Raw genomic sequence first — 16,160 nt, forward strand, 5'->3', positions numbered from 1 at the left:
GAAATATACATTGTTAACGTTCACAAATTAACGCTCGTTTTCGGAAAATTTCTCGGCCAAACGAGCTTTCTTGTTGGGCGAAGACTGTACCATTGCTAGTGACATAGGTCACAGCTTTGTACTGTTTCTTGACTAGATAACATGATTTTTCGCTCAGCTGTGGTTTTCAAGGAAAGGATACCAATGAGGACACTCAAGGATTTAGGGGATCTGAAAGGCAAGAAGGTTCTTGTCCGTGCTGATTTCAATGTGCCGCTGAAGGGCACCACCATCACCGACGACGGCCGTATCCGCGCCGCTCTGCCGACGATCAAGGAACTGCGTGCCGACGGCGCGAAGGTCATCCTGATGGCCCATCTCGGCCGCCCGAAGGGCAAGGTCGTCCCTGAACTTTCGCTGGCGCCGGTCGCCAAGCGTCTGGGCGAGCTGCTCGGCGTCGATGTGACGCTGGCCAACGACACCTATGGCCCGGATGCTCAGGCCAAGGTCGCCGCCATGAAGGACGGCGACGTCGTGCTGCTGCAGAACGTCCGTTACAACCCCGAAGAGACCAGCAAGGACGACGCTGAACGCGCAGCCTATGCCAAGAAGATCGCCGCTTTGGGCGATGTCTTCGTTTCCGACGGCTTCGGCGTCGTGCACCGTGCACAGGGCTCCGACTACGATGTTGCCGCCGATCTGCCGAGTGCAGCCGGCAAGCTCATCGAGAAGGAAGTCAAGGCGCTGTCCCGCGCCACCGAGAACCCGGAGCGTCCGTTCACCGTCGTGCTCGGCGGCTCGAAGGTCTCCGACAAGCTCGGAGTCATCGAGAACCTGCTGAAGAAGGCCGATCGCCTGCTTATCGGTGGCGGCATGGCCTACACGTTCCTCGCGGCCAAGGGTTACGAGGTTGGCACCTCCTTGCTCGAGAAGGATCAGATCGAGACCGTCAAGGGCTACATGGACGAGGCCAAGAAGAACGGCGTCGAGCTCATCCTCCCCGTCGATGTCGTGGTCAACAAGGGCTTCCCGGATGGCAACACCCCGGTCAACCCGCAAATCGTCGATGCTGACAAGATTCCTTCTGACATGATGGGCCTCGACATCGGTCCGAAGACCCAGAAGCTCTTCCACGACAAGATCGTCGACTCCAAGACGGTCGTGTGGAACGGCCCCGCAGGCGTCTTTGAGGTCGAGCAGTTCCAGGCCGGTACCAGGGCTGTTGCCCAGGGCATGGTCGACGCTACGGCCAAGGGTGCTTTCACGATCGTCGGTGGCGGCGATTCCGCTTCAGCGGTACGTAACCTCGGCTTCCCGGAGGATGGCTTCTCGCACATTTCCACCGGCGGTGGCGCCTCCCTCGAGTTCCTCGAAGGCAAGACTCTGCCTGGTCTCAAGGTGCTTGAGTAATCGGATTTGAAATCGTTGCCAGTTTGGTGCGTCAATGGTGAGTAGCCGAGATGCGCTACACTGATAACAGGAATGTTTGCGGACATGCCATTTGGTATGTCCGCATTCTTTTTGTGAAAAGTTGCTGTAATCCTCATTAGGGGAGTAGCCGCAGCGACTTGAAGCAGATAAACCGTAATTCCGTAGTTGGGAAGGAAAGCAATGTCCTCTGCACGTATTCCGTTGGTGGCCGGCAATTGGAAGATGAATTTCGATCATCTTGAAGCCACATATTTCGTGCAAAAACTTGCGTGGCTCCTGCGCGACGCCCATTTCGATTACAAGCGCGTCGAAGTCGCATTGATGCCTACTTTCACTTCGATCCGCAGCGTCCAGGTTTTGGTCGAAGCCGACAAGCTCAAGATCAACTATGGTGCGCAGACCGTTTCGGTGACCAACCAAGGGGCGTTCACCGGTGACGTCAACGCCGATATGCTTGCCCAGCTTGGTTGCAAGTACGTCATCGTCGGCCATTCCGAACGACGCAAGTACCATCCTGAGGATGACGCCAATATCGTCGATCAGGTACGTGCAGTGCTCACTGCCGGCATGCAGCCCATTCTTTGCGTCGGTGAGAGCATGGAGGAGCGTCGTAAGGGCGTTGAACTCGATTTTGCCGTCGGTCAGGTTCACGACGTCACCCGAGATCTTTCCGATGAGGAAGCGGCCAGGCTGATCGTCGCCTATGAACCGGTCTGGGCCATCGGTACCGGCCTGGTGGCGACTCCGACCAGCGCCCAGGACGCAGCCAGGGCCATTCGCAGCAATCTTTATGAAACATTCGGTTCCAAGGTCTCCGAAGCCGTCCGGATTCTATACGGCGGTTCGGTGAACTCGAAGAACGCCGTCGAACTCATCAGCCAGCCCGATGTCGACGGATTCCTAATCGGAGGTGCCTCGCTCGATGCGGACGAACTCGCGAAGATTTGTCGTCTTACGTTGAAAACGGTCACTTCTTCTCATTGATTAATAGTAAATTCGAAGGATATTTTCCTTACTTTGAGGTATACTCTTTAATTAGTATTCTGAACTGGAGGTTCAACTGTGTCGACAATGGCAATCGTCAAGCTGGTTCTGCAAATCATCCTTGTTATCTTCAGCGTTCTGTTGACGCTGCTGATCCTGATGCACAAGGGCAAGGGTGGCGGCCTTTCCGATATGTTCGGTGGTGGCCTCACCCAGAACGCAGGCACCTCTGGTGTCGCGGAAAAGAACCTGAACCGCTGGACGATTATCATCGCCCTGCTTTGGGTTGCGATTATCATCGCTTTGGGCCTGATGACCAAGTTCAATCTGATCAAGTAATTTTTACATTTGTATTGATGCGTTTCATGCTGGTTTATGAAACGCATTTTTTTATTGCGGGTTTTATGATTTTCCGGAATTCTTTTCATCAAGGAACAGATGTGACCGATGTTGATCTGTCGACCGGCGGCAAGCTGTTGGTGGTCGATTTGGATTTGACCGTGCTATGCGGCGACGAATACGGTGAGCGCTGGCTTTCGCAGCGTAGCGAGAAAGCCTTTGCGACCGCTCGGCAAGTTGGTAATGTGGTGATGGTGGCAACGGCCAGGCCCCCGATGACCGCCTTCGATCTGGCCCATCGTCTGGGCGCTTCAGCTTGTGCATATCATAACGGCGGCGTCGTCGATGTGGATTGCGAACATTCTTCTCTTCAGGAATTGGGTGACGATCAGAATACCGAGAATCGTAATATTGTGCGGTTTGGTGTCTCTGTCGAGCGTTGCGTAGAAGTCTGTCGGCGAATCTTGGCGCGGATTCCGAATCTTCGAATGGGCATCGAACTCAATGACACTCGCTATACCAATTTTGATTTGACCGATATCTGGCCTTCTCAAGAGTATCAATTGACCGATTTCAACGATATGCCGGAGGGAATGGCCCAGAAAATAATGATGTTCCCGACAGATGAACAGCGGGAATTGGTAAGGTCGTTGGTTCCGGATGACATGGCCTTGCTGATTTCCGAAGATGCCCTCTGGCTATTGATGAATCCCAGAGCCACAAAACGCAATGCGATGGATCTGGCCTGCCGGCACTTCGGTATATCGGTTTCGGATACTGTCGCATTCGGTGATGATCTGATTGATATGGATTTGCTGGAACATGCGGGTTGCGGGGTCGCTGTCGCCAACGCCAAGCCGGAAGTCAAAGACATTGCCAGTGACATCTGCCCGTCGAATAACGAAGACGGCGTGGCTCAGTGGATCGAAAGCCATTTGTAGCAGATTGACCGTTTTCAACGATATATGGCTTTTCGCGGAATATCCGAAATGGATAAAATCGGTAATAGAATATATGGGTTCGGCAAACGAATGAAGCGGAAATTCTCGTATTAATGTTCTGAAACTTCAGGATATTTTTCGAGGATTCGGCATTCTGAAGCTGGAGATGTTTGGATGAAAAGGGGAGTAGTTATATGGCCATGCAGCCTGAAGCATATACGGTTGTCAAAGGGGAGGGGCTGCCCGTCATCATCGCCCACGGTATGGGTGTGGACCATCGTTCGCTGATGATGCTTGATGACGCATTTCCAGAAGGTACGCAGCGTATCTATATGGATCTGCCGGGTTATGGGCAGACCTCGGCATTGCCGGGAGTCGGTGGATTACCAGAACTTGCCGAATGGTTCATGAACGCTGTTAACGAATTGGTCGGTGACAATAAACGTTTTGCGCTTTTGGGCAACTCCATGGGCGGGGCTTTGGTTAGAGACACGCTGTCGCGCGAACCCAGACGGGTCGCAGGTCTGGCATTGATTGCCCCGGTCGTGGACCCAGTGATGTCACATCGTCATTTGGCAGAGCATGTCGTCAGCAATGCGAATCCCGATCTTACTCACCACTTGCCGCAGGACAAGGTCATCGATTTCGTGACCATGGGTGTCAACCAATCCTTCGACGCCTGGCGACGCTATCAGCGTTATGTCCTCCCTGGAACCAAACTCTGCGACCGAGACGCCAACGCCAAGCTCGGCCAGCACTACTGGCTCGATGGCGATCCCGAGCAACGTATGGGAATCTATAGCGGCCCGACGCTCATCGTCACAGGCAAAGAAGACCAGGTAGTAGGCTACGAAGACCAGAAAGCTCTGCTCCCGCACTATCAAAATGGCGTCTACAAAGTCATCGATCCGGCCGGCCACAACATTCACATCGACCAGCCCGAAGCCGTGAAATCACTCCTCGCTGAGTGGGCAAAAAAGCTATTGAATTGATTAACCTTTTAATTTATTTGATATGAATAGAACCCGCGGATATGAAATCCGTGGGTTCTATTTGTTATGACTACCCTTTAAAGGGAATTAGCCAAAATCAGCCATTGACTCGGTCGATGCCGGCCTGGGTATCGGCAAGCACCGAATCCCAAGAGGCGATGAACTTGGCAACGCCATCGGCTTCGAGCTGGTCAGTGACATCCTTGATGTTGATGCCGAGGGCGGCGAGCTTGTCCATCACGGCCTGGCTCTCCTCATAGGTGCCTTCGATGCTCGGCTTGCCATCACCGTGATCGGCGAGGGCGTTGAGCGTCTTTTCCGGCATGGTGTTGACGACATCGGGAGCGACGAGCTCGTCGACGTACTTGCAGTCGGAGTAGGCGGCGTTCTTGGTGCCGGTGGAGGCCCACAGTGGACGCTGCGGCTTGGCGCCCTTGGCTGCCAGCGCAGGCCAGCGAGGATCGTTGGCGAACTTCTCTTGCCACATCTTATAGGCGAGGCGGGCATTGGCCACAGCGGCCTTGCCTTCCAGAGCCTTGGCCTCAGGCGAGCCGTTGGCTTCGAGCAGCTTGTCCACGGCGGTGTCGACGCGCGAGACGAAGAACGAGCCGACGGAAGCCATCTTGCTCAGGTCGTGGCCGTTCTTGGCGGCCTGTTCCATGCCGGCGATGTAAGCGTCCATGACCTGGTTGTAACGCTCGAGTGAGAAGATCAGCGTCACGTTGACGGAGATACCCTTGGCGAGCGTGGCGGTGATGGCAGGAAGACCTTCGAGGGTTGCTGGGATCTTGATCAGAGCGTTCGGACGGTCGACCATCTTCCAAAGCAGTTCGGCCTGCTTCTCGGTGTTCTCGGTGTCGTGCGCCAGACGAGGATCGACCTCGATGGAAACGCGGCCGTCAACGTAATCGGTCTTCTCGGCGACTTCGCGGAAGATATCGGTGGCGTTGCGTACATCGGTGGTGGTCAGTTCACGTACGGCGTCCTCGACGTTGATCTTGCCGAGTTCCTTGAGCTGTTCGTCGTAAGGTCCGACCTGGGCCAACGCCTTCTGGAAGATGGACGGGTTGGTGGTCACGCCAACGACGTTCTTGGTCTTGATGAGTTCCTGCAGATTGCCGGAGGTGATGCGGGTGCGATCGAGGTCGTCGAGCCAGATCGAAACACCAGAATCACTGGTACGCTGTGTTGCTTCTGTCATATTTTTCTCCTTGTTCCAATATCGGTATTGGAAAAATGTTTTTCATTTCAAGCGATACGGTTATTCGTGGTTCTTATGAACCGTCCGATAACCGTATCGCTCTTATATTGTCGAGGTCTGACCTCAGGCGCGAGCCTCTTCGATGGAGGCTTCAGCAGCTTCGACCACATGCTCGGCAGTGATGCCGAGGTCGATCATGTTCTGTGCGCCATCGCCCTGCAGGCCGAAACGCTCGATGGAGATCGGCTTGCCGTAGCTGCCGAGGTACTTGTACCAAGGCTGGGCGACGCCGGCTTCGATGGAAACACGGGCCTTAACGGACTTCGGAAGAACGGCTTCCTTGTAGTCGTCGTCCTGCTCCTCGAACCATTCCATGGACGGCATGGAGACGACGCGGGCCTTCACACCCTTGCCGGCGAGCGTCTTGGCGCCCTCGATAGCCCACTGGACCTCGGAACCGGTGGCCATGATGATGACATCAGGCTCGCCATCGGTGTCAACGAGGATGTAAGCGCCTTTGCGCACACCGTCACGCGCCTTTTCGGCGGTTTCGGCAAGCGTCGGCACACCTTGACGGGTAAGAATCATTGCGGTGGGCAGCGTGTTCTTCTTCTCGAAGAAGTAACGGTAGGCCTCGGCGGTCTCGAACTCGTCGGCAGGACGCACGACTTCCATATCAGGCATGGCGCGGAAGGCTGCGAGATGTTCGATCGGCTGGTGGGTCGGGCCGTCTTCGCCAAGCGCCACGGAATCATGGCTCCAGACGTAGAGGTTCGGAATCTTCATCAGCGCGGCAAGACGCACGGCCGGGCGTTCGTAATCCGAGAATTGGAAGAACGTGCCACCGAACGGACGGGTGTCGCTGCCAAGCAGGATGCCGTTGGTGATGGCGCCCATGGCGAACTCACGCACGCCGAAATGCAGCTGACGGCCGTACTTGCTGGCTTCAGGCCAGGTGCGGGTTTCATCGGCCTTGGGACCGAAGGTCTCAGCACCGTTGATGTCGGTCTTGTTGGAACCACCGAGGTCGGCGGAGCCACCCCAGAGTTCCGGCATGACCTTGGCAATGGCATTGAGAACTTGGCCGGAGGACTTACGGGTCGCAGCCTGATCACCGGCAGCGAAGCCTTTTTCGAGCTCATCGATGGCTTCATCGAAGCCTTCGGGCAGCTCGTGGGCCTTGATACGGTCATAGAGCTTGGACTGCTCGGGGTTGGCCTTGCGCCAGGCGGCGAGCTTCTCGTCCCATTCTTTGTGAGCCTCAAGGCCGCGATCGGCGACCTTACGGGCATGGGCAAGTGCCTCTTCATCGATGGGGAAGTCGACGTCGGGGTCAAAGCCGAGGACCTTCTTCAAACCGGCAACGGCTTCCGGACCCAGCTTGGAGCCGTGGGCGGATTCGTTGTTGGTCTTGCCCGGGGTCGGCCAAGCCATCAGGGTGTCCACCTTGATGAACTTCGGGCGATCGGTGACCTGTTCGGCCTTGTCGAGCGCCGCAGCGAGGGCCGCGGTGTCCTCCTTGTAGGAGCCGTCGGGCTGGACGAAGCTGACTTCGTCGGTGTACCAGCCGTAGGCCTCGTAACGCTTGAGGATGTCTTCAGAGAAGGTGAGCTTGGTGTCACCCTCGATCTGGATGTGGTTGGCATCGAAGATCACGGTCAGATTGCCGAGATGCTCGTTGCCGGCAAGCGAGGAGGCCTCGGAAGAGACGCCTTCCTCGACGTCGCCTTCACCGCAGATGACCCAGATCTTATGATCGAAGGGCGAGGTGCCTTCGGGTGCGTTCGGGTCGAGCAGACCGCGTTCGAAACGCTGACCGTAAGCAAAGCCAACAGCTGAGGCAAGACCTTGGCCGAGAGGGCCTGTGGTCATTTCGATGCCGGGGGTCAGTCCGACTTCAGGATGGCCTGGGGTACGTGTGTCAGCGCCGCCGCGGAAATACTTGAGATCGTCGATGGTCAAGCCGTAGCCGGAGAAGTAGAGCTGGACATACTGCGTCAGCGAGGCATGCCCGCCGGAAAGGATGAAACGATCACGACCATCCCAGTTGGGGTCGTTGGGATCGTGCTTGATGTAATGCTGATAAAGCGTGTAGGCGATTGGAGCCAGGGAAATGGGGGAGCCCGGGTGGCCGCTGCCAGCCCGCTCAACCGCATCCGCGGAGAGCACCTTCGCCATCTTGACGGCGCGCTCGTCCAAATCCGACCATGTGAAATCGGTCATAGGTTGTTACTTTCCTTCCAATATTCCGGATGCCGCAAACGCGGCTTATTCCGCGCCGCAGAGCACCCTCACATTGCACTTTCATGCTAACTTTAAGAGCCGACGAAAAGTGCGGTTTTGAACACGTTTGGTATGTTTTGTTATGTTAGCGTTCACGTTGGCAAAGTCATGCAATATGACCGAATTTTCTGAGAGTGGAACGATTAGCACTCTCCGACCAAGAGTGCTAATACTTTGGTATACTGATAGATACATTTGTGTGGATATGACCATGGAAGGAGGTCCGATGACACAGTCAAGACGCATGCTGGTCCTGAGGGCCGTGGTCGAGGATTATATTCGTTCGCAGGAACCCGTCGGCTCGACGGCTTTGACAAGGGCGCACGACTTGGGGGTAAGTTCCGCGACCATTCGAAATGACATGTCGGCTTTGGAGGAAGAGGGTTATCTGATTCAGCCGCATACCTCGGCCGGCCGTATCCCGACTGAACGCGGCTACCGTTATTTCGTCGATCGTCTTGCCTCTGTAGTCCCGCTTTCGGAAGCACAGCGTCGCGGCATTACAACATTTCTTTCCGGCTCGGTAAGTCTGCCGGATACCTTGCAGCGAGCCGCACGTCTTCTGGCCAATATCACCGGCCAGGTTGCGGTCGTCTCCTCGCCGGCGCTTTCAAAATCAAAACTTCGCCATATAGAGATCGTTCCGTTGAACGCGGCCACGATGTTGGCCGTCATCATCACCGATTCGGGCTCTGTGGCCCAACATACGTTTACGTTGAGGAAATTGCCGGACGCGGTTGCGCTGAGTAGATTCTCCGAGCTCGTCAACGCGCAATGCATGGACATGCCGTTGGTTCAGGCTGCACGTCGCATCCGTACCATCATCAAGGAACCCGAATACAGTTCGGTCCGTCCGCTGGGCGAAAGTCTTGCCAAAACCGTGGAGTCCATGGCGCATGACGAGGGCACCGGGCAGATGTATATGGCAGGAACTTCCCAGCTGGCGCACAAGCAGGCCCATGCCGACCTTGCGCCTTTGTTCGACGCGCTGGAGGAACAGGTCGTCATCATGCGTCTGATGAGCGATTTGAGCGAGGGAAACGAGGATGTCGGTGTGGCCATTGGTTCCGAGACAAGGACCCCGGGTCTTATCCACGCCTCCGTGGTCTCTTCCGGTTACGGTCGCAGCGAGACCGACAGGGACGGCGGCGATAGTCGTCAAGACACGGATGAGGTTGCGGAATCGGGTTCGCATCCAGTCGCTTTCGTGGGGTCAATCGGCCCCACCCATATGGATTATGAGACGACCATCACCGCAGTGCGAGCCGTCGCCAGATATCTGACCGACCTTATCGCAAGGGACGAGGCGGCTTAGTATTCCAAGGTATATGGCACAATAACTGGCAGAAAGCATCATTAACCTTATTCGGTATTAGTAATACATTCGAGGAATTTCAGTGGCAGAAGCAGATTATTACGAAGTGTTGGGCGTAGAACGCAGCGCAAGCGACGAGGAAATCAAGAAGGCCTATCGCAAGATGAGCCGTAAATATCATCCAGATATCGCCGGTCCCCAGTACGAGGACAAATTCAAGGAAGTCAACAACGCCTACGAGGTGCTTTCCGACCCCGACAAGCGTCGCATGTATGATTCCGGCGTCGATCCCAATGATCCCAACGCAGGTTCAGGTTTCTCCTCAGCCGGTTTTGGCGATATGGGGGATATTTTCGGCCAGTTCTTCGGCAATGCTTTCGGTGGCGGCGGCCAAGGACCGATTCCTCGCACACAACCCGGTCGGGATGCGCTTTCCAGTACTTCGATTAACCTGAAAACCGCCGTATTCGGCGGAACCGCACATGTTAAGATCAACACATTCGGTCTGTGTCCGAAGTGTGGCGGTCAAGGTACGGCAAATGGCGAGAAGCCTGTGACCTGTCCTGATTGCAACGGACAGGGGTCGAGGCAGCAAGTCCGTCGCACCATGCTCGGCCAGATGATGACGACCGCGCAATGTGAGCGTTGCGAAGGCCATGGCACTATCATCGAGCATCCGTGCCCGACCTGCCAGGGTAATGGCCGTATTCGCACGTCGCGCGATGTCGGTGTCACCATTCCCGCCGGTATCGAAGACAATACGCGTCTGCGTCTGGCCAATCAGGGTGAGGTCGGTGAAGGCGGCGGCGCCGCAGGCGACCTTTATATCGATATTCGTATCAAGCCGGACAAGCAATTTACCCGCGAAGGCGACGACCTGCATTGCTGGATTCAGATCCCGATGAGCTGGGCCGTGCTTGGCCACGACCTTGATATCGATACCTTCGATGGTAAGCAGACCATCAGCATTCCCGAGGGTTGCCAGCCTGAAGAGACCGTGTCGATCAAGGGCATCGGTGTGGCAAAGATCCGCAAGCCCGAGGAACGCGGCGACCTGATCGCCCATGTCAGCGTGCACATTCCCACCAAGCTCAACGACGGCGAACGTGACCTTATCCAGCAATTCGCGCAAAGCCACGATGCCGGTGCCTCAAATGTGAGTCAAAGCGCAAAGCCTGCTACCAACAGGAAGGGCTTCTTCGACAAGATCAAGGACGCCCTTCACTAAATGATTTGCGCCGAAGCTACGATTGAAATCAATGTAGCTTCGGCGGTTTTATTTGATGGAACTTTTTAAACCGGTGATTATCGATTATTCAGGGCACTTTTGCATCGGTTTCATGAGAGCAACGAGCGACACATCGCACGGTACTCGCTGACGTAGCCGCCTCCGAAGAACACACAGTGGCCGGCGATCGGATAGAGCTGCCAGATGGTGATTCGGTCGGGGAATCCCTTTTTGAGCGGATGCGCCGATTCATAGCCGTCGATGATTTCGTCAAGATACGGCATACCGAAAAGATTGAGCATGGCCAAATCTTCCTCGCGGTGACCGCCGTGGGCTGCAGGGTCGATCAGTACTGCTTCCGTCTGCCCGGAATCGTCGGTCCACATCACATTGCCGCTCCACAGGTCGCCGTGTACGCGGGCCGGTTTGTCCTCGGCGGCAGAGCCCAGCAGATCCGGCAAGGCGTCGATTACTTCCTGCGTCATTTCGAGATCGTTGTCATTCAATTCGCCTCGTTTGATGCCGAGCCTCACCATCGGGAGCAGACGCCCTTCACCAAGATAGTCCACAGGGTTCGTCCATTCGCCGGTATCCATCGGCACCGGGTCCTGCAAGGGGCCGAAATAGCAGGTTCCGTCGTAACCGGCCGGAGCGGAGCCGAAATATTGTGCTCCTGCATCATGCATATGTGCTAACGCTGCGCCGAAATCGTGTGCGGCTTTGGGTGTGGGGGAGCAGGAATTCACCCGTTCGATATCAAGCCACCCGTCGCCCCAGCCATAGACGTCGACCACGCGCGGTCCGCCCTGGGATTGCGCCTCGCCAAGCCATTTGAGCCCTTTGCCTTCGCATTCGAAGAACCCCTTTGGCGCGAACGCCCTGCTTTTACGATATTTTGCCATGATGTCACCCTTCGTTTCGCTTGAAGCAGCTATACCGGAATCCTGCAAGTAATCACGATGCGGATTTTCTTGGTTTGCCCTTCTAAAGTATTAACGTACCCGTCCCAATTGTGTGAGCGATGTGCGACAATCAAGGGCCGTGAGCCGCGAAGTTCCGAGATATTGGGTAATCTAAACAAGTTAGACACGAACCCTCGCAGGAATTCGGCTCCCTAAGCCGCTGAAACAGAATGATTATCTGGCGGGGATACGCATAAAGAGGGATTATGAATTTCTTCCAAGCCATTGTTCTGGGGCTGGTCCAGGCACTCACCGAGTATCTTCCCGTATCTTCGAGCGCACATATCCGCATTGTCGGCGAGCTGATGCTGCATTCGGATCCGGGTGCCGCCTTCACTGCCATCATCCAGCTCGGCACCGAGCTTGCGGTCATTCTCTATTTCCGCCACGATATCATCAATATTCTTTCGCACTGGTTCGGTTGCCTTTTCGGGCATCATGGCAAGGATTGGAAGTCCCGCCTTGGCAAAGGCGACCGTGACGCCACGTTTGGCTGGTACATCATCATCGGCACCATGCCTATCCTTGTCGCCGGTGTCCTGTTCCAGAAAACCATAGAAACCACACTGCGCAACCTGTGGATCACCGTTACCGTGCTCCTGCTTTTCGGCATCCTTTTGTGGATTGTCGACGCCAAATTCCCTGAACGTAAGACCGTTCGTGAGATGAACTGGAAGGACGCGCTGCTGTTCGGTGTCGGCCAGATGCTGGCGCTAATTCCCGGTGTTTCCCGTTCAGGCGGTACCATCACCTTCGGTCGTGCGATGGGCTATACGCGTGAGGACGCCGTGCGCGTCAGCTTCATCATGGCCATTCCCGCAGTCTTTGGCTCCGGTATTCTGGAGGCCGTCAAAGCCGTCGGCGATTACCGAAGCGAACCGAATTTCCCGGGATGGGGAGCTACATTGGCCGCGATGGTTGTCAGCTTCCTTGTCGGTTATTTCGTCATCATCGCGTTCCTGAAATTCGTTTCGACGTTCTCGTACAAGGCATTCGCCATCTATCGCATCATCGTTGCTGTGGTCGTTGCGATTCTCTTGATTGCCGGCGTATTGCAGGCTTCACCTGTTGCTGCAGAGGCTGTTTCTTCCCTGATTGCACCAACGGCTGCTCTGATTTAATCCGCCGATGGGCTTGAACGAGCCAATGCCAACAAATACAAAGTTGCCTGCCGAACATGGAATCGGCAGGCAACTTTGTATTTGAATAATCTGGCGGTTATCGGCCTACAAGTATTCGAATATCCGTTGAACGTGATATTTAGTTTTCGATATGTGAAAGGAATTCCTCGGCTTCCTGCGCAATCTGGTCACCTTGAGGAACGACCCCGTTGCTGAGTTTGTCGATTTGCTGGTCGAGGTCGTATTTGGCCTCAAGATGATGGATATAGTGCTTCAGATCGTCGTTGCAATTGGCGAGGACATCTGCCTGCGCTTTCCATGTCACGGCTTGCTTAGGCAATGTTCCGTCGTTGAGCTGGACGCCCAACATCTGTGAAAGCCGTTGCAGTATCTGCAATGTACCTTGCGGGCATTCGTCACCGGCCAAATACTGCGGGACGGAGACCCACATGGAATTGGTATTGAAGCCCTCCTGATCGGCCAGCAAGTCAAGTACTGTGGGGATGCCGACCGGCCCGTCGTAAGGGTTGTCGTTTTTACCGTGATTCTGCGAGTCTTTGACGCCACCTCCGCGGATGCTTGATTCGCCACGGCGCAACGCCGATTCCTCGACGGGCAGCGGACGGGTGTGCGGGCAGTCGGCGAACATCGATCCCAATGTCACGATTTCGCTGACATCCAGCTCGTCGGCGATACGTAGGGAATTACGGCAATAGTCGATCCAACGATAATTGGGTTCGGGGGCTATCTGTGCGTAGACGTGAATTTCGGGTGCAATGGTGATTTCATAGAAGGTGGTCTGTGGCCAGATGATGCGTGGCTGGCCGGTGACATGGCAGATCATGGGGCGTGCAGATTGCAAATCGTAATAGCTGTCGGTGCGAATATGCCTGATTTCTCGCGACTCATATGTTGCCACGAGATGGCGAATCACGTTTGTGGCTGCCTGACTGGCATCGTTCCAGCCTTCGAAGGCACAAACCATGATGGGTTTCGGTGTTTTCGCATCAGTTGTCATGAATCCTAATTTAGCTGTTGGAAACCTTGAAATTTGAGGGCTTATGCCATCGGTGAATGACTTTCATCTACAGGAGTAGAAATAGACAAAATCTAATGATGTATTGCAATGGTTATGAATAAGAGAAAATATTGATATTTCAGGGCGACACGCAGCTACTTGTAAAATGAGCGAAGAGCATATATAGTTATCTCTCGTGCTTCGGTGAAGGAATTCATTGAAAGCTTTGCGGACATAGCTTAGTTGGTAAAGCGCGACCTTGCCAAGGTCGAGAGCGCGGGTCCGAGTCCCGTTGTCCGCTCTAGGTCCGAGGAGTTGTACACGACCTTACGGTGGGTTAGCCAATCGGTTAGGCAGCGGCCTGCAAAGCCGTATAGACGAGTTCGACTCTCGTACCCACCTCGGAAGACGAACGAAAGTTCCTATTCCAAGCAACCTGGGCGGTTGGCGCAGAGGCTAGCGCACTTCCCTGACACGGAAGGGGTCACAAGTTCGAATCTTGTATCGCCCACGAGAACCGGAGGAGACTCCGGTTTTTGTTTCATAAGTGAACACAATCGGGTGATTAGCGCAGCGGTTAGCGCACTTCCCTCACACGGAAGGGGTCGCTGGTTCGATTCCAGCATCACCCACGGTTTTTCTCATTTTTTCACTTTTCTTCAACGCTTAATCAGCGTTTCTTTATACAATCAAAATAGATAAGATTTTCTATCAGTCGATAGACAGGAACGGAATATGGCAAGTAACTCGGTGAAGACGGCACTATTGGCGAATGTCGGCGTGGCCGTTGCCAAAGGACTTGCGGCAGTATTCACCGGCTCGTCCGCCATGATGAGTGAGGCGGTGCACTCCGTAGCAGATTGCGCCAACGAGCTGGTGCTGATGGTCGGAGGTAAGGCTGCTGCAAAATCAGATAAAGACCATCCCTTCGGCCTCTATCGTGCCAAGTATCTTGCCTCGTTCCTGGTCGCCACGTTGTTGTTCTTCGTGGGCGGATGGTTCTCGTCATCGCAGAGTTTTGAAAAACTTGTCAATCTTACCAACGGTTCGATGCCTCGGGGCGTTGAAGCCATCGAGTTGCTAGCCTCGTTGGCGGTTATCGTCGTTTCGGCCTGTTTGGAAGGTTACGGGCTGCATACCTCAATTCGTGAGGCCCATGAACGGATGAAAACCCTTAAAGTAGATAATCTCAATCTGTTCGCTTTTTGGCACAAGACCAAAAGCGCGGAACTGGCCTCGGTGATGATGGAAGACACCCTTGCCTTGGTCGGTCTCGTCTTCGCTGGTCTGGGCATCTCAATGGCGTTGGTGACCGGCGATGAGATCTGGGATGCGATCGGAGGCATGTGCGTCGGCGTCATCCTTATTGTGGGAGCCGTTGCGCTCGGCTTCAAGTCTGGTTCGCTTCTTATCGGCGAGGCTGTTGAGCCGGAGATGGTCAGCCGCATACGTAAGGCTGTCGAAGACACTCCTGGTGTCGACCGGCTGATCAACATGCAGGCCATGCACATGGCCGAAGACGACATCCTGCTGTGCCTGAAAGTGCAGACCTCCAAGCTCGACCGTGATTACGACGTCGAGACCATCAACAAAATCGAATCAGCCGTCCGTAAGGCTTTGCCATTCTATCGTTTCGAGATTTACGTGGAACCGGATCTGTATCGGAAACCCAAAGCAACGAAGGAACTCCAGAACAACAAGTAGTTTAGATTTCCTATGCATGAAACGAGTATTGGGGATTTGCCGTAAGTCAGTCTTCACTGGTATTTGCTGGTGAGATTAGCCTTGGGTTTGGATCGCGGCTCGGACCAACCTTTACTCGCCTTCACTGAATGAAATGGCTCAACCCGCCGAGAGTTGCGTCAATCCGGACCATCCTGTATATTCATTTTCTGTTGTCTTTTGCGGACATAGCTTAGTTGGTAAAGCGCGACCTTGCCAAGGTCGAGAGCGCGGGTCCGAGTCCCGTTGTCCGCTCTATTCCCTTCTCATCGTTCCAGAGCCAAAAATTTCAGTTTTCAATTTATCATAATCATTCAGAAAACTTTTATCATTCTTGATTGGGGTTGGCGGATATGCCTTGCTAGGGCGTAAGACACGGTCGTCTCAAATCTAACGATTTGAGCTTCGCGCTCGTACATCGCGCTCACCGAACCTACACAAAGCCCACAGGACTTTGTGCTTAACGGTTCGGCCAAGGAGCGTCCCGTGCAAGGTATATCCGCCAACCCCCGCACGGTAAGAATTCCCAAACATTCATTGCTTTTAGTCTCATGTCGCGCATAACTCATATCGTTATCACTGTTGATTTACAGTCCAGGCCTGCCCCTAGTAACGCGGGCCCTGAAAGCAAAGGACACCATAAC

At 54.7% G+C, this 16,160-nt stretch carries 13 protein-coding genes and 5 tRNA genes; 14 read left to right on the top strand and 4 right to left on the bottom strand.

Features of this window, described 5'->3' with window-relative positions; genetic code table 11:
- The first annotated feature begins 183 nt into the window (after positions 1 to 183).
- From PT279_RS08550 to PT279_RS08570, 5 genes are all read left to right on the top strand, one after another.
- Complete coding sequence (locus PT279_RS08550; protein ID WP_277167001.1) at positions 184 to 1,389, top strand: phosphoglycerate kinase; 1,206 nt, start codon at positions 184 to 186, stop codon at positions 1,387 to 1,389.
- Between the two features lie 201 nt (positions 1,390 to 1,590).
- Positions 1,591 to 2,394, top strand: coding sequence for a triose-phosphate isomerase (gene tpiA, locus PT279_RS08555; RefSeq protein WP_277167002.1), 804 nt, complete (start codon positions 1,591 to 1,593; stop codon positions 2,392 to 2,394).
- Between the two features lie 87 nt (positions 2,395 to 2,481).
- On the top strand, positions 2,482 to 2,733 hold the full coding sequence (gene secG, locus PT279_RS08560; protein WP_277144763.1) for a preprotein translocase subunit SecG: 252 nt from the start codon (positions 2,482 to 2,484) through the stop codon (positions 2,731 to 2,733).
- A 26-nt stretch (positions 2,734 to 2,759) separates the two neighbouring features.
- Positions 2,760 to 3,674, top strand: coding sequence for an HAD hydrolase family protein (locus tag PT279_RS08565; protein ID WP_277167003.1), 915 nt, complete (start codon positions 2,760 to 2,762; stop codon positions 3,672 to 3,674).
- A gap of 194 nt (positions 3,675 to 3,868) precedes the next feature.
- Positions 3,869 to 4,666 carry an alpha/beta fold hydrolase gene (locus PT279_RS08570; RefSeq protein WP_277167004.1) on the top strand — a complete coding sequence of 266 codons (798 nt, stop codon included), beginning with the start codon at positions 3,869 to 3,871 and terminating at the stop codon, positions 4,664 to 4,666.
- 97 nt (positions 4,667 to 4,763) lie between these two features.
- Here PT279_RS08570 and tal read toward each other — a convergent pair whose 3' ends face one another.
- Entirely contained in the window at positions 4,764 to 5,867 is a 1,104-nt protein-coding gene (gene tal, locus PT279_RS08575; protein WP_277167005.1) for a transaldolase, read from the bottom strand.
- Positions 5,868 to 5,990: 123 nt separating this feature from the next.
- A complete protein-coding gene (gene tkt, locus PT279_RS08580) occupies positions 5,991 to 8,090 on the bottom strand; it encodes a transketolase (RefSeq protein WP_277167006.1) in 2,100 nt (699 codons plus the stop codon).
- 286 nt (positions 8,091 to 8,376) lie between these two features.
- Between tkt and hrcA the strand changes: the two genes are divergently transcribed.
- Positions 8,377 to 9,465, top strand: coding sequence for a heat-inducible transcriptional repressor HrcA (gene hrcA / locus PT279_RS08585; protein WP_277167007.1), 1,089 nt, complete (start codon positions 8,377 to 8,379; stop codon positions 9,463 to 9,465).
- Positions 9,466 to 9,547: 82 nt separating this feature from the next.
- A complete protein-coding gene (gene dnaJ / locus PT279_RS08590; RefSeq protein ID WP_277167008.1) occupies positions 9,548 to 10,693 on the top strand; it encodes a molecular chaperone DnaJ in 1,146 nt (381 codons plus the stop codon).
- A 110-nt stretch (positions 10,694 to 10,803) separates the two neighbouring features.
- Here dnaJ and PT279_RS08595 read toward each other — a convergent pair whose 3' ends face one another.
- Positions 10,804 to 11,595, bottom strand: a complete 792-nt coding sequence (locus PT279_RS08595) for a fructosamine kinase family protein (protein WP_277167009.1) — start codon at positions 11,593 to 11,595, stop codon at positions 10,804 to 10,806.
- 266 nt (positions 11,596 to 11,861) lie between these two features.
- Here PT279_RS08595 and uppP point away from each other — a divergent pair, with 266 nt between their 5' ends.
- The gene (gene uppP / locus PT279_RS08600; protein WP_277167010.1) at positions 11,862 to 12,776 is read left to right on the top strand and encodes an undecaprenyl-diphosphatase UppP; all 915 of its coding nucleotides are present in this window, start codon (positions 11,862 to 11,864) and stop codon (positions 12,774 to 12,776) included.
- A 139-nt stretch (positions 12,777 to 12,915) separates the two neighbouring features.
- On the opposite strand, the gene PT279_RS08605 is transcribed toward uppP, so the two are convergent.
- A complete protein-coding gene (locus PT279_RS08605; protein WP_277167011.1) occupies positions 12,916 to 13,794 on the bottom strand; it encodes a PAC2 family protein in 879 nt (292 codons plus the stop codon).
- Positions 13,795 to 14,022: 228 nt separating this feature from the next.
- Between PT279_RS08605 and PT279_RS08610 the strand changes: the two genes are divergently transcribed.
- From PT279_RS08610 to PT279_RS08635, 6 genes are all read left to right on the top strand, one after another.
- A tRNA-Gly gene (locus PT279_RS08610) sits at positions 14,023 to 14,095 on the top strand.
- Between the two features lie 30 nt (positions 14,096 to 14,125).
- Positions 14,126 to 14,196: transfer RNA gene (locus PT279_RS08615), tRNA-Cys, on the top strand.
- 36 nt (positions 14,197 to 14,232) lie between these two features.
- Positions 14,233 to 14,305 (top strand) — tRNA-Val (locus PT279_RS08620).
- Positions 14,306 to 14,353: 48 nt separating this feature from the next.
- Positions 14,354 to 14,426: transfer RNA gene (locus PT279_RS08625), tRNA-Val, on the top strand.
- A gap of 103 nt (positions 14,427 to 14,529) precedes the next feature.
- Positions 14,530 to 15,498: a cation diffusion facilitator family transporter gene (locus PT279_RS08630; RefSeq protein ID WP_277167012.1), complete on the top strand. Its 969-nt coding sequence runs from the start codon at positions 14,530 to 14,532 to the stop codon at positions 15,496 to 15,498.
- Between the two features lie 200 nt (positions 15,499 to 15,698).
- Positions 15,699 to 15,771 (top strand) — tRNA-Gly (locus PT279_RS08635).
- Positions 15,772 to 16,160: the final 389 nt, after the last annotated feature.

The sequence above is a fragment of the Bifidobacterium sp. ESL0784 genome, assembly GCF_029433295.1.
In the GTDB taxonomy this organism is placed as follows: Bacteria; Actinomycetota; Actinomycetes; order Actinomycetales; family Bifidobacteriaceae; genus Bifidobacterium.